Genomic DNA, 19,967 nt, shown 5'->3' with positions numbered 1-19,967 from the left:
TCAAGCATTATTTTTCCGATAAAAGATATTCCTGCCAGGCTTCATCAAATACCGCCATTGATTCTAAATAATGTCCATTTAGTTCAAGGTAGGAGGATAGATCATTGTAATCCTCTGAAGTTTTTGGAAAGCTGTGATCCTCGAAAGCTTCATTTGCAAATCTGCTAATCGCATCCTTTGGCTCGGGATGTCTGTATTTCATTAAAAAATGATAAAAGGATTTCCTCATTAAAAAAACACCCTTCATGTTTTTAAAGAAAACTATAACGGAAAGAAAACCCTTCGTCTAGAGAAAAGCAAAAAACAGCCGGCAATCCTGCTGGCTGTTTAGAATCTTATGAAGAAAAATCAAAGTAATTTTTCTTTAATAATCTTGGAATATTCATTAATTCCTGATAGGTAATAGTTTTTCCAATTTGTTTGCAATCAATTAAATATAATTGATCTTCAATTCCCTTAACAGTCGCTTCTTTTTGATAGATCATTGCACACTCACTGCAGGAAACTGCAGGGGTATCCGTTATTTCAATGGCTCTTGTTCCATCCGGCAATTCCCAATATACTGAATCGGAAATTTCATTAATATTCGTGCTGTCGCACCATTCACAACTTTGGCTCATGACGGAACCCCCTATTCTTTTGCTTGATCATTTGCTGTACCGGTTTTTTTCAATTCTTCCTTCTTTGCAAGTGCTTGGAATTTCTTCTCCTTCATCTCATCCCGCTTGCTGCGGTTATCCTTTAATGAATGATGTTCAGGGTCTTGAGTGTAATCATTGCGGCGATCTAAACGTGTTAGACCTTCAGGAATAAGGTTAAAGTGCTGGTCATTCATGATGCCGGCAATTCCCGCCAAGGAGCGTTTTTCTTGATATTCAGGATAGATTCCTTCGAAATAAGCTTCTGCTTTCCCTGGAACATAGTTTTCTGGTTCCGGATAAGAAGTAATAACACCTTCAAAGTTACGAAGAACAACTTTTTCAGGACTTTGAGAAATAAGATAGTTTGGCTGCAAGGAAATTTTTCCGCCGCCTCCAGGAGCATCTACAACGAATGTAGGTACCGCATAGCCGCTCGTATGTCCACGTAAACCTTCAATGATTTCCAATCCTTTTGATACTGGTGCACGGAAGTGTCCAATTCCTTCTGATAGGTCACATTGATAAATATAGTAAGGACGAACACGAATTTTGACAAGATCATGCATTAATTTTTTCATGATTGCTACGCTGTCATTAATTCCGGCAAGGATAACAGCTTGGTTCCCAATCGGTACACCCGCATTTGCAAGCATTTCACATGCTTTCTTTGATTCCTCAGTGATTTCAATTGATGTATTAAAGTGAGTATTCAGCCAGATTGGATGATACTTTTTCAAAATATTGCAAAGGTTTTCAGTAATACGTTGCGGGAATACAACCGGTGCTCTTGTTCCGATACGGATAATTTCAACATGGTCAATTTCCCTTAAATTTTTCAAAATGTATTCTAAAATATTGTCGTTAATTAACAATCCGTCACCGCCGGAAATTAACACATCGCGAACCTGTGGAGTATTACGAATATAATTAATCGCTGCGTCTAGCTGTTTCTTTGGAACGCCCATACCAACTTGGCCGGAGAAACGTCTTCTTGTACAGTAACGGCAATACATAGAACACTGATTGGTTACTAGGAAAAGAACACGATCCGGATAACGATGTGTTAAGCCTGGAACTGGTGAATCCTCGTCTTCATGTAATGGGTCTTCCAAATCATATTTTGTTTTATGGATTTCTGCTGAAATCGGAACAGATTGCATCCGAATTGGACAACGCGGATCATCTGGATTCATAAGTGAAGCATAATAGGGTGTAATATTTAAAGGAATCGTCTTAGTTGAAATTTTAACGCCTTCTTCTTCTTCAGGAGTTAAATTAATGACCTTTTTTAAATCATCCACTGTACGGATGGTATTTGTTAATTGCCATAGCCAGTCGTTCCATTGCTCTTCGGTTACATCCTTCCAAAGCTCAATATCTTTCCAGTGACGCTCTGGCTTGTATAAAGTTTGTTTCATAACTGCATTCCTCCATTCAATGTTTACACTTTATCAATATGCAAGAAGTGTGCCAAAGCGATAAAACCTTGATAATATCCATTTCTTTTTAAAATAGTTGGAGTTTTAATCGAAAATTCATAATTTTAATAAAAAAGATGCCGAAAATTCGGCATCTAAAAACTTGTTTTCTTCAGTTTATATTGAAGGGTCTGTCTTGGAATTTCTAATAGCTTAGCAGCTTGATTGATATTTCCGCCTGACTCGCTAAGCGCATTTTCAATTAGTTTCTTCTCAAGCTCCTCCATGTTTTTTCTTAATGAAAGGGTCTCACTTTCTACTTCAATCCGCTTAGGCTTATGGGTTACAGCCTGCTGTCTAAGCATAATCGGCAAATCTTCATTTGTTAGATTGTTTCCTTCACATATGTTCATCATGTATTCAATTGTATGCTTTAACTCCCTGACATTGCCTGGCCAAGCATAGTCCCTAAAGAAAGCAGTGAGGCGATCATCTAATCCCTTTACGTTTTTTTGCAATTTTTGATTAAAACCTTTAATAAAATGGTCTGTTAGAAAGAATATATCTTCTGGCCTGTCCCGGAGCGGCAGCAGTGAAAAGGTAAAGACATTTAACCGATAATAAACGTCATAGCGAATCTTTTGCTCCTCTAATGCTACAGTCGGATGAACATTCATGGCCGCAATCACCCGAACATCAACAGCGATATTCTGCGCGCTCCCCACTCTCCTTACGATACCATCTTCTAATACCCTTAAAAGCTTTGCCTGCAATTCCACTGGCATGGCATGTAATTCGTCGAGGAAAAGCGTTCCGCCATCTGCAAGTTCAAATAACCCTTTACGCTCAACTGCACCAGTGTAGCTTCCTTTCGCGGTCCCGAAAAGAATACTCTCCAGCAGAGATTCAGGTATTGCGGCACAGTTTTGTGCGATAAATGGCCCATCGCTTCGACGTGATTCATAGTGAATTCCTTGAACAAACAATTCTTTTCCTGTACCTGACTCACCATATACAAGGATCGGAGCATCTGATTTTGCCAGCTTTTTTGCTTCGTTTTTCATATTTTTAAAGATATCATTCTCTGTTTTTAAATCATCTAGAGTGTACTTTACATCATTTACCGTTTTTTTCTTGCTTCCTTTATTTAAGCCCTTTTGCAAGTCTAAAAGTCTCTCTGCAAGCAGCTTCATCCTTGAATAGTCCTTCGCAATTTCAACAGCACCAATGACTTCCTTTTCAAGAAAGATCGGTAAGGTCGTATTGATGGTATCAATCCTTGTCCCATGTAAATTTACATAGACCTGTGTTTGATTATAAATAGGCTTCTTGGTCTTAATGACCTTTAGAAGGGTACTTGATTCCTCCGTCAGGGAAGGAAAGGCGTCAAATAAATGCTTGCCCTGTACCTCTTTTACTTCCATTCCATCATGTTTTGCTGCTACTTCATTGTAATAGATAGTTTCCCCATTCGTATTAACGACGTGAATTCCTTCGTCAATGCTACTTAATATGGCTGTAAGAACTTCTGATGTTAACGCTGTTAATTGAATCAACTATTTTCACCTGCCAAAATTCATTACAAAACGAGGTGCCGAAAATTCGTCACTAAAGCCGAAAATTTAGCAGTTTGTCAGATTCTTCACCCACATATTCATATCTTCAAGCTTGTCGTAAATATAGCAATTATTCATAAATCTTCCCCGGTAGCCATATCCCAGTTGAAATAAAGCAGCATTCATGCCAAAGGAAAGTGATCTTGCAATGGAATAAGCACAAAAAACACCTTGTCTCTTTAATTCCCCTTCAAGCTCCTTAAGGAGGATTTTCATTAAACCATATTTTCCTCGGTACTCTGGAAGTGTCGCACAATCGGTTAACTCAGCATTTTTGTAAAATGCATTAATCTCGGCGGATGCGGCGCTGACAATTTTTCCTTCATGGAAGAAGACATAATAAACCGTCCCCTCCTGCATCGTCTTTTTCACATATTCCGGGTCATTCATTGGAGTTGGATAAATTTCAAAAACCTGGCCATAAAGGGTTGCAAGTTGCTCAGCGAAGCTTTCATCGGCTTTTTTCAACTCGTACTCTTTTGGCGGATAAGGTTTTTCAACTGAAGGGTTCAATTGATAGATGCCTTGAAGGATTTCATCCTCTTTTATCCAATACTCATTCTTTTTCCGTTCTACTGTGTAAAATTTCGAAAAGAAATACGCATCTGAACCGAGAAAATAACGATCAAGAATAGCCTCAGGCTGCAGGCCCTTTTCATAAAATAATTGAAGATCCTCCGCACGGCCTTTAACAATTAATTTTTCCGCTTTGTGTTGATGAACAAGTTCTTCTGCCTGCTTTAATACTAAACTAGTATTCCCTCGATAATCATCAACGCGAATTCGTTTATTAAATAGGTCTACGTAAGCATTTAAATAAAAATTATTTTCCTCAATGATAATAGTTGTAGCTGTTTCAGTCATTTCAATCACTCCTATTTTTTAATATTAGCAGATTATTGCCATAAAAAAATACCTGACTGGAAAAAGTCAGGCCTTTACATAATCTAAAGATTTAGGGCTCTTTTTCCAATTATTCACTAACCACGCACCATTTTATTAAGGTTCGTGCGATAATTTCACTTGCGATATATAGGTCTTCAAGTTCGATATGTTCATCGGCATCATGTGCGGTTTCGGTAATTCCAGGGCCAAATACGACCACTGGCGTATTCCCAACAGATGACAGAATTCCCCCATCCGTTCCCCAAGGACTTGCTTCAATTACGGGAGCTTCACCGGTAATTTCTTGGAAACTAGCCGATAATTCTTTCATTAATGGATGATCACTTTCAAGAGACCCAGGAATCCATCGTCCGCCAAACCATTCTATCTGAAGGGGGTTTGCCCTGAACCATTCATCACACTGATTTAATTCCTGTAAACAATTTTCCATTTCCAGCTTAGCTGATGGAATGGTTTCATCAGGAGCAATTCCCATTCTACCTTCGATAAAGGCTAAATCCGGAACAGAGGAAGGCCATTCCCCACTATTTATTTTTCCAATATTAATTGGAATGGGAATTGGAATCGAATCAAAAAGGGGATCGGATATTCTCGCGTTTCGGTCTTTCTCTAATTGCTGCAGGCGCTCAATGACACGAACAGATTTCTCAATCGCACTAATTCCCTCATACCTTGTTCCCCCATGGGCAGCCCGCCCTTTCACCGTTATCCGAAACCACATGGAGCCTTGCTGTTTAGGAAAAATCTTCATGTTGGTGGGCTCAGGAATAATTGCTCCATCGGCACGATATCCCCTTAAAACGGCTGCGAGCGTTCCGGCACCGCCGCTCTCTTCTTCAATCACACTCTGAAAAATGACATCTCCCTTGAGCTTGATTCCTGTTTCGATTAAGGATTCGATTGCAAGAAGAAGGGCTGCTGAACCGCCTTTCATATCTGTCGACCCGCGTCCAAATAACTTTCCCTTTTCAATTCGCCCGCTAAAAGGGTCATGCGACCAGTTTTTTTCATCCCCAACAGGCACTACATCGATGTGACCATTAAGGATAATTGATTTTCCCCCGCCCGTACCTTTTAATACGGCAACTAAATTGGGATTGCCTTCAAAGCTTTGACGGTCACAGCAAAAGGCTGGATGATTTTTTAATTCATCATTGTTAATTTCCCAAATATCCAAATCCAGCCCAAGCTGCCGGCACTTTTCGATCACGATGGCCTGGGCACCGCTTTCATTTCCTCTGGTACTGTTTTCCTGAACCATTAATTGTAAAAGCTTAGCACCCCGGTTCCGGTTATCATTCAGCCAATTTTTCACTCGATCTTCTTTCGTTTTCAATCGATTCACTCCTTTGATGCCAAATGAAAAAATTAATAAGGTATCTTCCGAATCTGCTCACTAACGATAAATTCACAGCCCGTTTTTTCTTTAACATATTCTAAATTAAATGGGGCAAATAGTTCGCTTAGGATCAACCCTTTTTCTGTCACTTTAAAAACAGCCATCTCTGTAATAATCAAATCCACACAGGCAGAGGAAGTTAATGGCAATGTGCACTCTTTTACTATTTTCGGATTGCTAAACTTATCACAATGATTCATTAAGACGATGACCTTTTTCGCCTTTTGAGCAAGCTCCATTGCCCCTCCCATTCCCGGAACCTTTTTCCCTGGAACAATCCAGTTTGCAAGATCACCTTTTTGGCTAACCTGGAGGGAACCCAGTACAGTGATATCGACTCTGCCCCTGCGGATCATGCCAAAAGCTATCGCACTGTCACAGTAAGACCCGCCGCTGGTAAGTGTGACCGGAAATCCACCGGCATTACATAAATTTTCATCTTCTGACCCCTTTTGTGGACTAGGGCCCATTCCGGTGATTCCGTTTTCAGCATGAAACATCACTTTCATATCTCTAGGAAGGTGATTGGGCACGAGCGAAGGGATTCCAATCCCAAGGTTGACAACCATACCATTCTTAATTTCTTCGGAGGCGCGTCTTGCCATTTGATTGCGGATATCTACTCCCATGCCCATTTCCAATTCACCCCCTTAGAAGGAATAATATAATCTACGAACACACCCGGAGTGATAATTTCCTCCGGATTCAGACAGCCCATTGGGACGATTTCTTCTACTTCCACAATCGTCAAATCTCCTGCCATCGCTACGAGTGGATTATTGTTTCTAGCACTCTTGTCATAAATTAAATTCCCATATTCATCTGCTTTCTTAGCATAAATGATGGCAACTTCCGCCGTCAGCGGGGTTTCAACGAGATAATCCTTTCCATTTAAGGTCATAACCGGTTTGTTTTTTGCGACCATATCAATGTCCATCCCGATATCGGATAGAATCCCGGGGAGGCCAACTCCACCTGCGCGGATTCGTTCGGATAAAATTCCCTGAGGTGAAAATTCCACCTCAAGCTTCCCTTCATGCATTAAATTCCCTGCAATAGGATTTGAACCAATATGGGAGGCAATCACTTTCACCGCCCGCTCTTGACTGACAATTTTCCCTATCCCGATGTGAGGAAATCCTGTATCGTTCCCTATTAGCGTTAAATCTCGAATTCCCTTTTCTAAGATCCCATCGATAAGTGTCGGGGGCGATCCAACCCCGCCAAAGCCTCCGAACAACAATGACATTCCGTCATGGAAAAACTCCATTACTTTTTCCAGTGTTGTAATTTTCCCAAATGGATTTTCCATCCCAACACCACCATCCTAAACTTGTTCAGCTAGTTGTTTTGAAAACGCTTCAAATGTTGCTTTTAATAAACTAAAGATTTCTTCCATTTCCCTTTTGGTTATGGTTAATGGAGGGGAAATGATAATGGAATCTCCGTTCACCCCATCCGTACCCGCTCCGGCAGGGTAAACGAGAAGCCCTTTTTCCTTTGCGAGGGTGACAATCGTTTGAGTTACGGCGGCTTTTCTTGGGAAGGGCCGTTTTGTTGTTTTGTCCTCAACAAACTCTAGTCCGAGCAAAAGCCCTTTTCCCCGTACCTCGCCAATAAATGAGAATTGAGTTTGTAGTTTTTCTAGTAGATTTCTTAAATAAACACTCTTACATTCTACTTCTTTTACAATCTCGTTTTTTTCAAGGTATTCGAGGACAGCCAGGGAAACGGCACAGGTTTGCGGGTTTGCGCTCAAGGTATGACCACTCATGACGGATTTCGTACCAGCTAAGATGGGCTCCATAACTTTCTCGCTTGCAACGGCAGCAGCAATTGGAGCATATCCGGCCCCCATACCCTTTCCAAAGGTAACAAGATCCGGTATTACCCCATATTGTTCTAATGCAAGAATTGTGCCAGTACGACCAAAACCGGTCATGACTTCATCTGCGATAAAAAGAATATCGTATTGGTCACAGATATTTTTTATAACTTTAAAATAATCCTTTGGCGGGGTAATCGCGCCTCCGGCTGCTCCAATGACAGGCTCTGCTATGAAGGCAGCAATTTTTTCGGCACCAATCCGATTGATTGCCGTTTCTAATTCTTGCGCACATTGATAGGCGCAGGTTGTTGGTTCAAGATTATAGGGGCAGCGATAACAATAGGGCGGATTGATTACAGGGAAGTCTTCTAGTAATGGTACAAATCTAGCCCTTCTGGCGGTATGCCCTGACATGGAAAGGGCCCCCATTGTGATGCCGTGATAGCTCACCCACCTTGATAAAATTTTTGTTTTCGTTTGGATCCCTTTTTCTTGCCAGTATTGAATGGCCATTTTCATAGCAGTTTCGGTTGCTTCCGACCCACTGTTGACAAAAAAGCTCCAATTAAGGTCCCCGGGTGTCATTTCTGCTATTTTTTTAGCTAGTTCTTCTGCGGGATGACTGGTAAACTGCGAACGATAAACGAATGATACTTTTTCTGCCTGTTTATTCATTGCTTCAATTATTTCTTGGACTCCATGCCCAATATTTGCTGTGACTGCTCCTGAAGCGGCATCAAGATATTTTTTTCCTTCTAAATCGTATAGATAGACCCCTTTGCCATAATCGATAACGGGGTATATTTCGTCCATCATTGGTTTAATTAAATAGGTGCGTTCCACCATTGACACCACTTCCCTTTTAGCTAAGTCTGCTTTACTAAATTGTATGACCCGATGTTGGTGCATATGTGGTGGGCAGATTTTTTCCTGGTGCTTATTAGTTGGGATTAGGGTACATTCAATAATGTTCGCTGCAAATTTTTCAACCCCTGCGAGAAGTCTGAAATTTTATAAAGCGCTCGCACGAAGGTTGTGGTTTTTGAAGAGATATGTGCGTTGTTGGTTTTGCTGATTGGACTCGATTTTTCGCCAATAGAATCCGTTTTTTCGCTGATTGGCGACTTCATACGGATCTAGCGGATATATTTTGCGGAGACTCCCCACTGGATTTAGGCAGTTCGCTGATTGGATCGCAATTTTCGCCAATTGAACGACTGGGTTCGCTGATGGAACTCACTTTTTCGCCAATAGAATCCGTTTTTTCGCTGATTGGCCACAGGAAATAAATTTTAATCTAAAAGTTTTCACGAAAAGTTCACGATTTACAATCAAACATAGGCAGGAGTTCCTATTAAAGTTTAGAAATTATATTCGACAAGGAAAGGAGTGACTATTTTGATTCAAAAGAAAAGAACTATCCCATTGGTAATTCTTATATTAGAGGTATTACTTCGACGATTACCTCTAAGCGACCCAAGACGACCTCAAATTTTCGAAGAACTAAACAGAAGAAAAGCTGGTTTCAAAGGGGAACAATCCCTCGATTATTATTTTAGCAAGCTCGATGAAAAGAAAATAATGATATTCCACGACCTTAATCTTCCGGATGGGGACTATAACTGCCAAATTGATACACTTATCCTCTCACCTGAATTTGCCCTAATCATTGAAATCAAGAATATGGCAGGAAAATTAGTATTTGATTCAGAAAATGGTCAATTCTTTCAAATTATTGCAGGCAAAGAAAAAGGATACACCGATCCGATTTCCCAGTCAGAAAGGCACCGGGATTACATAAAAAACCTTTTAGCTATTCATCATCTCCCGCCTGTACCCGTTGACTATATAGTCGTGGTCAGTAATCCCTACTCAATTCTTGAATTTAGAAAAAGCTGTACAGAAATAAAACAGCGCGTATGTAAAGCAGACAATTTCCTTAAAAGGTTCAAATTCTTCGAAAATAGGTATTCAATCAGCATCCTCGATAGTAAAGATCTCAGGAAACTAACTAGACTCCTTCTCAAATTGAACACTCCGCCGACTAATTTTATTCTCAAAAAATATGGAATTCAAAAACACGAACTTTTAACTGGAGTACATTGCCCACTTTGTTTTTCCCTGCCTCTTAAACGCGAAAAAAGAAAATGGTACTGCCCTTCCTGTGATCAATTCTCTACTGATGCTCACTTATACGCACTACAAGATTATTTTTTAGTGATGGACTCGAAAATCACAAATAAGCAGTTTCGGGATTTTATCCATATTCAATCCATTGATACATCTAAAAGATTACTAAAGTCCGCACCACTATTCCATTTTGGAAAATACAGACTCATGATGTATTATCCGACCACTCTTCCGTGGATAAATAAATAAAAAACTGACCCTATAAACCCTAGAGTCAGCAGTTCGTTTTTAAATTTTATTACGCCCAGCTTGCTCCAATGATGATCAGCAGGATAAAGAGCACAACGATTAATGCAAATCCGCCAAATCCATATCCAAAGCCTACGCCGCCTACTGGATAACCATATCCTCCATACGGGTACCCGCAGCAGCCATCATATCCATAACCATACATTCGCACTTTCACTCCTTGAAAATTTGTTACTTTCTACAGGTACTTTATGAGCTGGGCAGTTGTCCCGTATGTGCATTCGCCTATTTTTTCAAAAATCAATCCGCATATACCCATAAATGATAAAAAGCCGCTCAACTAATGGCGGCTTTTCATCATTTTTCAAATAAACTTGTAAATTCCCCGTACCCTTCCTCTTCCAGCTTATCCTTCGGAATAAACCGCAACGCGGCGGAGTTAATGCAGTAGCGTAAACCCGATGGTCCTGGGCCATCATTAAATACATGACCAAGATGAGAATCCGCCGTTTTACTTCGTACCTCGGTCCGAATCATAAAATGGCTGTAATCTTCCTTTTCGATTACCTCTTCCTCTTCAATCGGCTTTGTAAAGCTTGGCCAGCCGCAGCCGGCATCAAATTTATCTAGCGAACTGAACAGTGGTTTTCCTGAAACAAGATCTACATAAATGCCTTCCCGGTTCTCATTCCAATATTCGTTTCGAAACGGGGGCTCTGTTGCACTATTTTGAGTTACCTCATATTGGATTTGTGACAGCCGCTTTTTTAACTCATCCTTATTTACCATCTTGATTCCCCCAATATCTTTCAATAAAGCCTGCACGGCCTGAGCCTACATGATAGGACTCATAATGAGCTCGTTTTTTCTTATAATAATGCTGGTGATAATCCTCTGCAGGATAAAAGGGTTTCGCTGGTAAGATCGGCGTGACAATTGGCTTCGAAAACCTGCCACTTTCCTGTAATTTCTGTTTTGACTCTTCAGCGAGCGCTTTTTGTGTTTCATTATGATAAAAAATAGCGGTTTGATAGGATTGACCGCGATCATAAAATTGTCCTCCCGGATCGGTTGGATCAATTTGCTGCCAATATAAATCAAGCAATTTTTCATATGGAAAAATATTCGGTTCAAAGGTAATTTGGACGGCTTCATAATGACCTGTAGTATCCGAACAAACCTGTTCGTAGGTTGGGTTCTCTACCGTTCCGCCTGTGTATCCGGAAATCACACTTTTTATTCCAGGCTGCTCATCAAATGGCTTCACCATACACCAAAAACAGCCGCCGGCAAAGGTTGCTACTTGTACTTTCTCTTCCAATCTACTCACCCCACGAATTTTCTTCTTGCCCCAAGTATACAGAATGTCTTTTAAAAAATAAAATAACTCGATTACAGCTGAAACGAAATAGACACCTACCTATCCCCAACTGAATAAAGTACTAGTAAATTAGAGAATAGGAGCGAGCAGTATGTCCGAAAATCGAACTCATTCTGATTATCTTCAAAGGGCGGCAATGTATGATACACTCTCCCAATTTTATAAATACTCGAATCCAGAACTTCATATGCAGTTCTACTTAAAACACATGAAATATATCAATAAAGCATTCAATACAATGAGGATACAGGCGCAACAAATGCAGACAGAGGCAAACATCCGCATTCTTAACACCTCTCCGGATGCACCTAATTTAGACATTTATGTTAACGGAAAGCGGGTAGCAAGAGACCTGCCCTTTAAGGAAGCGAGTCAGGTACTAGCCTTTAAGCCCGGTAAATATCATGTCGATATTTATCCGGCAGGCAACATGGTCAATAGTGTCTTAAATAAAAAAATTACGATTGAACCCGGTCAATCATACACCTGGGCCATCATTGATTCTGTAAAAAAAATGCGTCTCCTCGTATACCTCAACCAACCGGAGGTGCCAATGAATGAAGCAAAGGTACGTTTTATTCACCTTTCACCTGATACTCATGCATTAGACATGGCCGTCAAGGACCGAGATGTTATTTTTCCAAAGGTAGCCTATAAGCAAGCGACAGAATACCTGGCATTATCGCCGATGACAGTGGACCTAGAGGCAAGGGAAGCTGGTACAAAGAACGTGATCCTTCCAATGCCGAACTCGCAATTTAAGGCAAATGAAGTCTACACGATTGCTTTGGTCGGTTTGTCCAAAGGAAGTCCCGAGCTGCAAGCGATTGTGATCAAAGAGTAACGAAGACTGAGTACAAATCTCAGTCTTTTTTGCCGCTTGACTTCTAGCGGCCAAACCCCAATAATCATGATAGGATTTGAAACAAGAGAGGAGCTTTATCATGCAACTTCCCTCCGAATTTATTCGGAAGTTTACCGATTTACTTAAAGAGGAATCCCACGATTTTTTCCATACATATAAAGAAACAAGAATGAGCGGACTTCGGATAAATCCGCTTAAAATAACAGAAGAAAAATGGTCACAACTCTCACCATTCACACTAAATAAAATACCATTTGTCCCAAATGGGTATTATTATGACCCTGAACAGGACCAGCCGGGAAAACACCCCTATCATGCCGCGGGCCTTTATTATATCCAAGAGCCAAGCGCAATGTTTGTCGCGGAACAGCTTGCACCAAATCCCGGTGAAAGAGTTCTTGATTTATGCGCCGCGCCAGGAGGAAAAACGACACAGCTCGCAGGGATGATGAAGCAAAGCGGAATTCTTGTTGCCAATGAAATCAATTCCAAACGGGCAAAGGCCTTGTCAGAAAACATTGAAAGATTGGGAATTTCCAATGCTTTAGTAACTAATGAAACACCGGTACGGCTTGCGGAAAGATTTCAAGGCTATTTCGATAAGATTCTTGTCGATGCACCTTGCTCGGGCGAAGGAATGTTCCGTAAGGATGAGGAAGCAATTGCCTTTTGGACTGAAGCCCATGTAGAAGCATGTGCGAAGCAGCAGAAAAATATTCTTGATGCGGCCTACTCCATGTTGAAGGAAGACGGTATCCTTGTATATTCTACCTGTACTTTCTCACCGGAAGAAAATGAACAAACAATTGAATATTTTTTGAAAAAATATCCTGATTTAGAGCTGCTGCCAATTGAAAAGACAAATGGAATCCAAAATGGCCGGCCGGAATGGTCAACCAGCAAAATGAACGAGCTTGAACAAACGGCCCGCTTATGGCCGCATCATCTTAAAGGGGAAGGCCATTTTGTAGCTAAAATTCATAAAACGGCCGTTGAAGACCCAGCAAAAATAAAAGAGATATCCTCGAATGCCAGCAGGGCACAGCTGAAGGATTTCTATGAATTTACCAACCAAACCATAAAAGGAATAACATTCGATCACTTCTATCTTTTTAATCAGCAGCTCTATGCATTACCGGATCATTGTCCTAGTTTTCAGGGGTTAAAAATCCTGCGGGCAGGGCTTCATCTTGGCGAGTTAAAGAAGAATCGTTTTGAACCAAACCATGCGCTGGCATTGGGGTTAATGGCAAATGAGGCAAAGCACTGTTTTCCGTTAAAAGATGATCAGTGGTTTCATTACTTAAAAGGAGAAACGTTAACAACGGGAAACGACCGAGGCTGGATGCTCGTAACTATCGATGACTACCCACTCGGCTGGGGGAAAGAAGCGAAAGGGGTATTGAAGAATTTTTACCCAAAAGGACTTCGAATCCAAAAATAATAAACAGGGTGCCTTTTCAAAGGAGGCACCCTGTTATTATTCGACTGGAACTAAGATGATAAAGGAGATATCATCCTTTTCTAAGTCAAACTTCTCTGCTTTTATTTTTAGATCACTTTTGAGTTTCAATTGCTGCATATAAACGTAGACGCGTTTGTTGTCCGGCTGAATGTCCACTCCCCTAGGCAGCTTATAGTTTTCTTCAATGAATTTCAGTACATAGGAAACAGGCAGATTCAGGTTACCGATTTTAATCGATTTTTGCTTCAGAACTAAATCACCGTTTGACAATGCTTTCGGCTTAAAGGTCATTTTTAAATTAAGCTGTTCACTAAAAAACGGGATTGTTCCGTAAAGCTCAACCTCATCTCCTAATATAACACGATAAGCTATTGGGGAATCAGCCGCTTCTGTTTGTAAATAATGGTTGATAAGCCGATTCAAATCCTGCTTATTCGATCGAATCCGAAATGAAACATATTCCCCATTTTGCCCTTTAACAAGGCTTTCGTGCTTCTCCGATGACGGGGATAATAGTAAGCCGGCAATTATTATGACAACTAAAAGGTCAATCCCTAATAAAAGCCAGAATCCCCTTTTCCACTTATTTTTCATACAAAACTAATTCTCCTCTTTACTGACCATCAACGAATTCCTTTCCAGATCAGGTAATGTGCGTTCTCCCAATGTCTGGTTAAGCCTTTGTGCAATTAATTTATATCCTTTATCATTTGGATGAAAATTATCCCTATACAAAAGATTTTCCGAGGTCTCATTAAACAAGTCGTCAATGTGGACAAAGTAGGCATTGGGGTAATGAGCAATTACAGACTGACCAGCGCTGTTCCAATCCCCGACAATTTGGTCGAGTTCCTTAATATTGCCAAACCATTTAGAAAACGGATTGTACAATCCGACCAAAACGATTTTGGCGTTGGGATTTTCCTTTGTTATGCTCTCCATTATTTGCGTCAAATGGACGATATATTCCTCTTTGCCTCTCGTGAAATCGGAAAATTGCAGATCGGTGATATTGTCTCTAAGAACTTTTACAATATCATTGCCGCCAATGGTTAGGATTACTAAATCGGCCTGAGAAATGGCCGATTTCACTTCCGGCGATTGCAGTCGCTTCATCAATTGTGTTGTCCGGTTTCCCTGAACACCAAAATTATAAAATTCCGCTTCTTTTATGCCCTTTTCCTTTTCAAGCATTTTTTTCAGATAGGGCAAATAACCGCCTGTTTTTGTACTATCACCAACACCTTGTGTTAAGGAATCACCTGCAGAAACAACGGTTAATTTTCGTGGAATAAAATCAGCCGGCACCTGCTTATAAACAATCTTTGCAGCTTTTTTATAGGAGTGCGGCATCCATTGGGTGGAACCGCTACAAGAACAAAGGAATAAGGAGGAGAGAATTAGAAGAGTGAAAAACTTTTTCATAAGACTTCACCTTCCTCTCAAACTATAAATATTATAACATGTGAAAAAACATTCAAGCCGGATTGACAAAAACTAACAACCTCATAATTGAAAACGTTTTCAATATAGGGTTTGACAGTAAAAAAATAGACCTATTAATTAGGTCTATTGCAGTGCTTTAATATCATTGATAATTTCATCATATGGAACTTCTTTAAATCCGTTATAGGATTTTTTAATATTTCCATCCTGATCAACTAAATAAATGGAGGTACCGTGAATCACCTGGTTCCCCTCTTCCGGCTTTTTGACCAATGCCTTGTAATTTTTCAAGGCAAAATTTTCAATAAACGACTGGGAATAACCGGTTAAGAATGTCCAATTTTTAAAATCAATTTGATATTGGTTGGCAAACTCTGTTAACTTTTGAGGGGTATCTACTTTTGGATCCACACTAAAAGAAACAAACTCAACATTTTTCAGGCCTTCATCCTTCACCTTTTTTTGCAGCTTTTGCATATTAGCCGTCATCGGCGGACAAATATCCACACAGCTTGTAAAAATAAAATCAGAAATCCAGATCTTCCCTTTTAAATCTTTTAATCCAAAGGGCTTACCGGCTTGAGATGTGGCTGAAAAATCCTTTATTGGCCAATTCACCGCATCTTTGATCTCTTTCTTTCCACATGCTGACAAAATTAGTGTAGATAATAGTACTACCACCAGCCAATTCCGAACTTTCATGATATCACCCATTACTTTTCTATTTCATTCCGTGAATAGTGTAACAAAGTTTTGGATAAGAAGAAAGCTTTGTGACTGAATTAATCGATTACTCCTGTTTGAACAATCGTGTTTTTTACCTTGACCTCAAATGACGCCTGCTTGTATCGTTCTTTCCACTCATCTTTTGATAGTCTTTTTCCTCGTAAATGGGTCATGTATTCATTTCCAAACCCGACAGGATCTGAACCTAAAGATTGAAAATAATTGAGTAATTTTGTAATATCATGTTCCATCACTTTATTTATTTTCTTTTCTATCAACTTAATTGCCTTTGGATCCCCAACAGTTAACGGCTCTGTTGTTTCCAATAATCGGGCTTTTATCTTTACTGTTATCCGAAAACGCAGATTTTCTTTATCAATCAATTTGATTTTGCCACTGCTTTGAATATTATCTATATTTACAAATAATTTATTATATAAATTACGAATTGCATGCTCACCTGTTTTCATCCTAATTTTTTCAAATTGGGAACGATCAAAACCGAGGTCTTTTGATCCGGCATTATATTTATCCGATAAGAGTTTTACATAAAACAGCTTGTCAGGCTTTATTTCAGCTACTAATCGGTCATCCTTAAACAAACCCATTCCTTTTATTTTGATATCATTGTTTTTAAGTTTTAAAATAGGCAGTAAAGGATCCTTGCCAAAATCATAATAGGTATGATTAAATTCCTGAAGTGTAGGAGAAAGAATTTGTTCACTTTCAACATTTTGTTTTATCAAGTTATACAAGTAGGTTCCCAGATTGACTTTATTATGGGTGACACCTGATTGCATTAAATCCGATGACTTTCCATCTGCAACGGTTAAATAAACCATATTCCCCACGGTAGCATCACGGTTCAATGCATCCACCAACTGGATAATCCCCTTCTCAGCAAGCTCTTTGCTATATATGACACATCTCATTTGGCCAGTAACGAGTCGTTGGTTCGATTGAAGATTCTGCTTTTGTTTTAACCCCTTACTTGTATTGGCATCAACTGTAATTAATTTTGTCACATTTTGAGCCAGCGGATCGAACCGATGGACGACAACTGTCCCTTTAATTACATTTTCCTTCTCCAAATCATACCCAGCTGCTGTGACCAAAGCTAATTTTTCTAATTGTCTTGGTTCTACACATCCAGTGTTCAATACTATACAAAGAATCATCATCGGCAATAGTTTCCATTTAGGCCACATTGGTTTTCTTCCTCCTTTGAAACCATTTTTTCACGAAGACAATCATTGCAAGCAGAATCGGGTAACAGAAGGCGGCTATAAATCCAGCCTTTGCTACATAATCTGTAGCCATATTCATTTGATATCTGGCTTTAAAAAAAAAGGTGGCTCCCCAAGTTAGGATCGCAAAAATCCAGATCCCATGTTTTTGTTTTTTATTAAAAATCCTCATAAATCCTTTTGACGCTGCCCAGAGATACGCACACATATTGGGCAAAATAATTAACATCCAAAAGGAAACGGCAATAAATTCGAAGCGCTCAAGATTTGGGAGCCGAACAATTTTAAACATCGACAATACTGGCCAGATGGTACGGGCCAGACTATCTTCTGCAAAAAACGTTATAGATACAAGGGTTACGATCCCAAATAACAACGTTGTATATAAATTTCCAATTTGGGTAAAAAGAAAGACTTTCTCTTTTTCCTTCACATAGGGATAAACAAATAACAGTAGTTCAAATCCCATGATAGATAGGGAGGAGTCATGTATTCCATTCAATAGTTGCTTCATATCGGCTGACATGATTGGAAACAAATGAGTAAAATCTGAATAATGGATCGGCACCAGGAGCAGAGCACCCAGCCAGATGGTCCCTACTACCGAAAGAAAGGCAACTCCAATTACAACCCGAATGCCCCCATATACCGAATAAACGGCTAATAGAATAAGAACACCAGCTAACTGCCAAGTCGGCAAATCTGGAAAAATCCACACTCGAACAATTTCAATATAATTCATAAAAATAACAAAAAAATCAGCAGTTAAATAAAGCATATAAAGAATATTTAGTCCATTCCCGATCCATTTTCCAAAAACATCGATGTGAATTCCATATAAATCGGCACTATCATATTGTTTTAGAATCAACACCATCAACCCTAAGACAAAGCCCGCTAGGATTCCCGTCAATAACACAGAAATCCAAGCGTCGTGTTTAGCAGACAGATACACAATCCGCGGCAGTCCAATTAATCCAACTCCCGTTTGTACGGAATGAATAAAAAACATTAGAAGAAAGGCATTAAATAGTAAACCTTCTCTTGGACGTAAATTTACCTTCATGATCTCGCCCCTATTCATCTACATCCTTTTTACGCTTTGCTTTTTTTGGTGGAAATCGATAATGATTCTCAGGATGGTTTGTTACGGGCCTGTATGGAAGATATTTAGGAGGAATTCTGAAGACACTATATCCTAAATCTCTCCATCTAAAGGGATAAATTGGTGCAAGATAGGGTCTTCCTAACGTATCCAATTTTATAAGGTGAATGAGGAAAAAACAAAACGAAACCATTATGCCAATCCCCCCCCATAATCCCGCCATAATGATTATCGGAAAGCGAATGATTCGAATAGCTGTACCCATTAGGTAGCTTGGAGTCGTAAAAGAACCAAGAGCACTTAGGGCAATAATAATAATAAGAATATTACTGGTAAAACCCGCATCAACTGCGGCTTGTCCAATTACGATACCACCTACAATACCCATGGTTTGACCTACCTTGGTCGGCAGCCTTGCACCAGCCTCTCTTAATAGTTCAATAATGAACTCAAGAAGAAGGGCTTCAAAAACTGGAGGAAATGGAACTTGTGAACGTGATTGCCCCAGTGAAACAAGTAGAGGTGACGGAATTACCTCATAATGGTAGGTCAAAACCGAAACATATGCTGGTGTAAGCAAAACAGATAAAAAAGTTGCCAGTAAACGCAGCATGCGAAGAAAAAAGCCCATATTCCAACGCATATAAACGTCTTCTGTTGATTCAAAAAAAGTAAAGAAGGGTGTAGGACCATAGAGTGCATCCGGACTTCGGTCCATAAGAACCGCTACCTTGCCACTCAGTAAAGCAATCGAAATACGGTCTGGCAATTCCGTTGTAATTAACTGCGGAAATACAGTCCAGCTGTTACTTTCTAACAATTGTCCAAGTACAGTGCTATCAGCTACATGATCAATATCCAGATCATTGATCCGCTGCCTAAATGTGTTGACATTTTCGTCATCGGCAACACCTTTTATATAAACAAGCTTTGCCTGTTTTTTGGATCTCGTACCAATTGTAAGGTCCTCCATACACAGATTCGGATCTTTTAAATTATTTCTTAAAATGTTGATGTTCCCAAGGAGTGATTCCGTAAAAGCGATTTTCGGACCGTAAACAAGCGATTCTGTTTCCGCTTTTTCCAGTGATCGTTCAACTGTTTTCGCTGCATCTGCTAACAGACCATATGGTTCACCATCAATATAAATATAAATCTGGCCTTCAATTAATGCCTGAATGACTTCCTTCAGTTTATTAACAGCAGAAAGCTGAGCAATTGGGAGAATCTGTGCCAGAGATTCAGGAGTCCATTTGGATTGTGTACTTTTAATAATTGGATCTAGAATATCCTGATCCAATCCATTTTTATCAATTAAGCTGCTTAAGTAGCAAAATAAAATCTTTTTTCCTTCTTTTGTAAGGGTTCTAAAGGTTAAATCCGAGCAAGCATTTAGCTCCTGCTTTAATTCTTCCTTCAGTTCCTCCACACTTAAGCTATGTGTTTTCGTTTCTTCTGAAGTTTTTTTCCCCGTCATCCATTTAAACATTGGCAACACCTTTGAACTTCAATTTTTTTTAGCATTACCAAATAATCTATATTTAA

21 protein-coding genes are annotated in these 19,967 nt (G+C 39.8%); 3 read left to right on the top strand and 18 right to left on the bottom strand.

What is annotated here, in order from left to right; translation table 11 throughout:
* Positions 1-7: 7 nt before the first annotated feature.
* The 9 genes from E2K98_RS16945 to E2K98_RS16905 all read right to left on the bottom strand — a co-directional run bounded on the left by E2K98_RS16945 (position 8) and on the right by E2K98_RS16905 (position 8,651).
* Positions 8-229: a YozE family protein gene (locus tag E2K98_RS16945; protein ID WP_026576604.1), complete on the bottom strand. Its 222-nt coding sequence runs from the start codon at positions 227-229 to the stop codon at positions 8-10.
* Positions 230-335: 106 nt separating this feature from the next.
* A complete protein-coding gene (locus tag E2K98_RS16940; RefSeq protein ID WP_133336127.1) occupies positions 336-620 on the bottom strand; it encodes a YokU family protein in 285 nt (94 codons plus the stop codon).
* Between the two features lie 11 nt (positions 621-631).
* Entirely contained in the window at positions 632-2,059 is a 1,428-nt protein-coding gene (kamA, locus tag E2K98_RS16935; RefSeq protein ID WP_133336125.1) for a lysine 2,3-aminomutase, read from the bottom strand.
* Positions 2,060-2,214: 155 nt separating this feature from the next.
* A complete protein-coding gene (locus E2K98_RS16930; RefSeq protein ID WP_133336123.1) occupies positions 2,215-3,615 on the bottom strand; it encodes a sigma-54 interaction domain-containing protein in 1,401 nt (466 codons plus the stop codon).
* Between the two features lie 66 nt (positions 3,616-3,681).
* The gene (ablB, locus tag E2K98_RS16925) at positions 3,682-4,539 is read right to left on the bottom strand and encodes a putative beta-lysine N-acetyltransferase (RefSeq protein WP_133336121.1); all 858 of its coding nucleotides are present in this window, start codon (positions 4,537-4,539) and stop codon (positions 3,682-3,684) included.
* Positions 4,540-4,648: 109 nt separating this feature from the next.
* Entirely contained in the window at positions 4,649-5,917 is a 1,269-nt protein-coding gene (locus E2K98_RS16920; protein ID WP_133336119.1) for a peptidase, read from the bottom strand.
* A gap of 32 nt (positions 5,918-5,949) precedes the next feature.
* On the bottom strand, positions 5,950-6,615 hold the full coding sequence (locus E2K98_RS16915) for a 3-oxoacid CoA-transferase subunit B (RefSeq protein WP_133336117.1): 666 nt from the start codon (positions 6,613-6,615) through the stop codon (positions 5,950-5,952).
* Positions 6,600-7,292: a CoA transferase subunit A gene (locus E2K98_RS16910; RefSeq protein WP_133336115.1), complete on the bottom strand. Its 693-nt coding sequence runs from the start codon at positions 7,290-7,292 to the stop codon at positions 6,600-6,602. The genes E2K98_RS16915 and E2K98_RS16910 overlap by 16 nt, the downstream gene beginning before the upstream one ends.
* Before the next feature lie 15 nt (positions 7,293-7,307).
* Complete coding sequence (locus E2K98_RS16905; protein WP_133336214.1) at positions 7,308-8,651, bottom strand: aspartate aminotransferase family protein; 1,344 nt, start codon at positions 8,649-8,651, stop codon at positions 7,308-7,310.
* Positions 8,652-9,206: 555 nt separating this feature from the next.
* On the opposite strand from E2K98_RS16905, the gene E2K98_RS16900 reads away from it, so the two are divergent.
* Positions 9,207-10,187, top strand: a complete 981-nt coding sequence (locus E2K98_RS16900; protein WP_165976301.1) for a nuclease-related domain-containing protein — start codon at positions 9,207-9,209, stop codon at positions 10,185-10,187.
* A gap of 49 nt (positions 10,188-10,236) precedes the next feature.
* Here E2K98_RS16900 and E2K98_RS16895 read toward each other — a convergent pair whose 3' ends face one another.
* From E2K98_RS16895 to msrA, 3 genes are all read right to left on the bottom strand, one after another.
* Entirely contained in the window at positions 10,237-10,392 is a 156-nt protein-coding gene (locus E2K98_RS16895) for a YjcZ family sporulation protein (RefSeq protein WP_133336111.1), read from the bottom strand.
* A gap of 152 nt (positions 10,393-10,544) precedes the next feature.
* A complete protein-coding gene (gene msrB / locus E2K98_RS16890; protein WP_133336109.1) occupies positions 10,545-10,976 on the bottom strand; it encodes a peptide-methionine (R)-S-oxide reductase MsrB in 432 nt (143 codons plus the stop codon).
* Positions 10,966-11,457 carry a peptide-methionine (S)-S-oxide reductase MsrA gene (gene msrA, locus E2K98_RS16885; RefSeq protein ID WP_372512774.1) on the bottom strand — a complete coding sequence of 164 codons (492 nt, stop codon included), beginning with the start codon at positions 11,455-11,457 and terminating at the stop codon, positions 10,966-10,968. The genes msrB and msrA overlap by 11 nt, the downstream gene beginning before the upstream one ends.
* Positions 11,458-11,659: 202 nt before the next feature.
* On the opposite strand from msrA, the gene E2K98_RS16880 reads away from it, so the two are divergent.
* The gene (locus tag E2K98_RS16880; RefSeq protein ID WP_133336105.1) at positions 11,660-12,412 is read left to right on the top strand and encodes a DUF4397 domain-containing protein; all 753 of its coding nucleotides are present in this window, start codon (positions 11,660-11,662) and stop codon (positions 12,410-12,412) included.
* A 100-nt stretch (positions 12,413-12,512) separates the two neighbouring features.
* Entirely contained in the window at positions 12,513-13,877 is a 1,365-nt protein-coding gene (locus tag E2K98_RS16875) for an RsmF rRNA methyltransferase first C-terminal domain-containing protein (protein WP_133336103.1), read from the top strand.
* Between the two features lie 36 nt (positions 13,878-13,913).
* Here E2K98_RS16875 and E2K98_RS16870 read toward each other — a convergent pair whose 3' ends face one another.
* The 6 genes from E2K98_RS16870 to E2K98_RS16845 form a co-directional block, all read right to left on the bottom strand.
* A complete protein-coding gene (locus E2K98_RS16870) occupies positions 13,914-14,492 on the bottom strand; it encodes a YpmS family protein (protein ID WP_133336101.1) in 579 nt (192 codons plus the stop codon).
* Positions 14,493-14,498: 6 nt separating this feature from the next.
* Entirely contained in the window at positions 14,499-15,323 is an 825-nt protein-coding gene (locus E2K98_RS16865) for an SGNH/GDSL hydrolase family protein (protein ID WP_133336099.1), read from the bottom strand.
* 144 nt (positions 15,324-15,467) lie between these two features.
* Entirely contained in the window at positions 15,468-16,046 is a 579-nt protein-coding gene (locus E2K98_RS16860; RefSeq protein WP_133336097.1) for an SCO family protein, read from the bottom strand.
* Positions 16,047-16,126: 80 nt separating this feature from the next.
* The gene (locus E2K98_RS16855) at positions 16,127-17,278 is read right to left on the bottom strand and encodes a Ger(x)C family spore germination protein (RefSeq protein WP_133336095.1); all 1,152 of its coding nucleotides are present in this window, start codon (positions 17,276-17,278) and stop codon (positions 16,127-16,129) included.
* Complete coding sequence (locus E2K98_RS16850) at positions 17,268-18,383, bottom strand: GerAB/ArcD/ProY family transporter (RefSeq protein WP_133336093.1); 1,116 nt, start codon at positions 18,381-18,383, stop codon at positions 17,268-17,270. Before E2K98_RS16850 ends, E2K98_RS16855 begins: the two co-directional genes overlap by 11 nt.
* A gap of 10 nt (positions 18,384-18,393) precedes the next feature.
* On the bottom strand, positions 18,394-19,911 hold the full coding sequence (locus E2K98_RS16845; protein WP_133336091.1) for a spore germination protein: 1,518 nt from the start codon (positions 19,909-19,911) through the stop codon (positions 18,394-18,396).
* Between the last annotated feature and the right edge of the window lie 56 nt (positions 19,912-19,967).

The organism is Bacillus salipaludis, from assembly GCF_004358205.1.
This window is presented reverse-complemented; position numbering and strand designations above follow the sequence as displayed.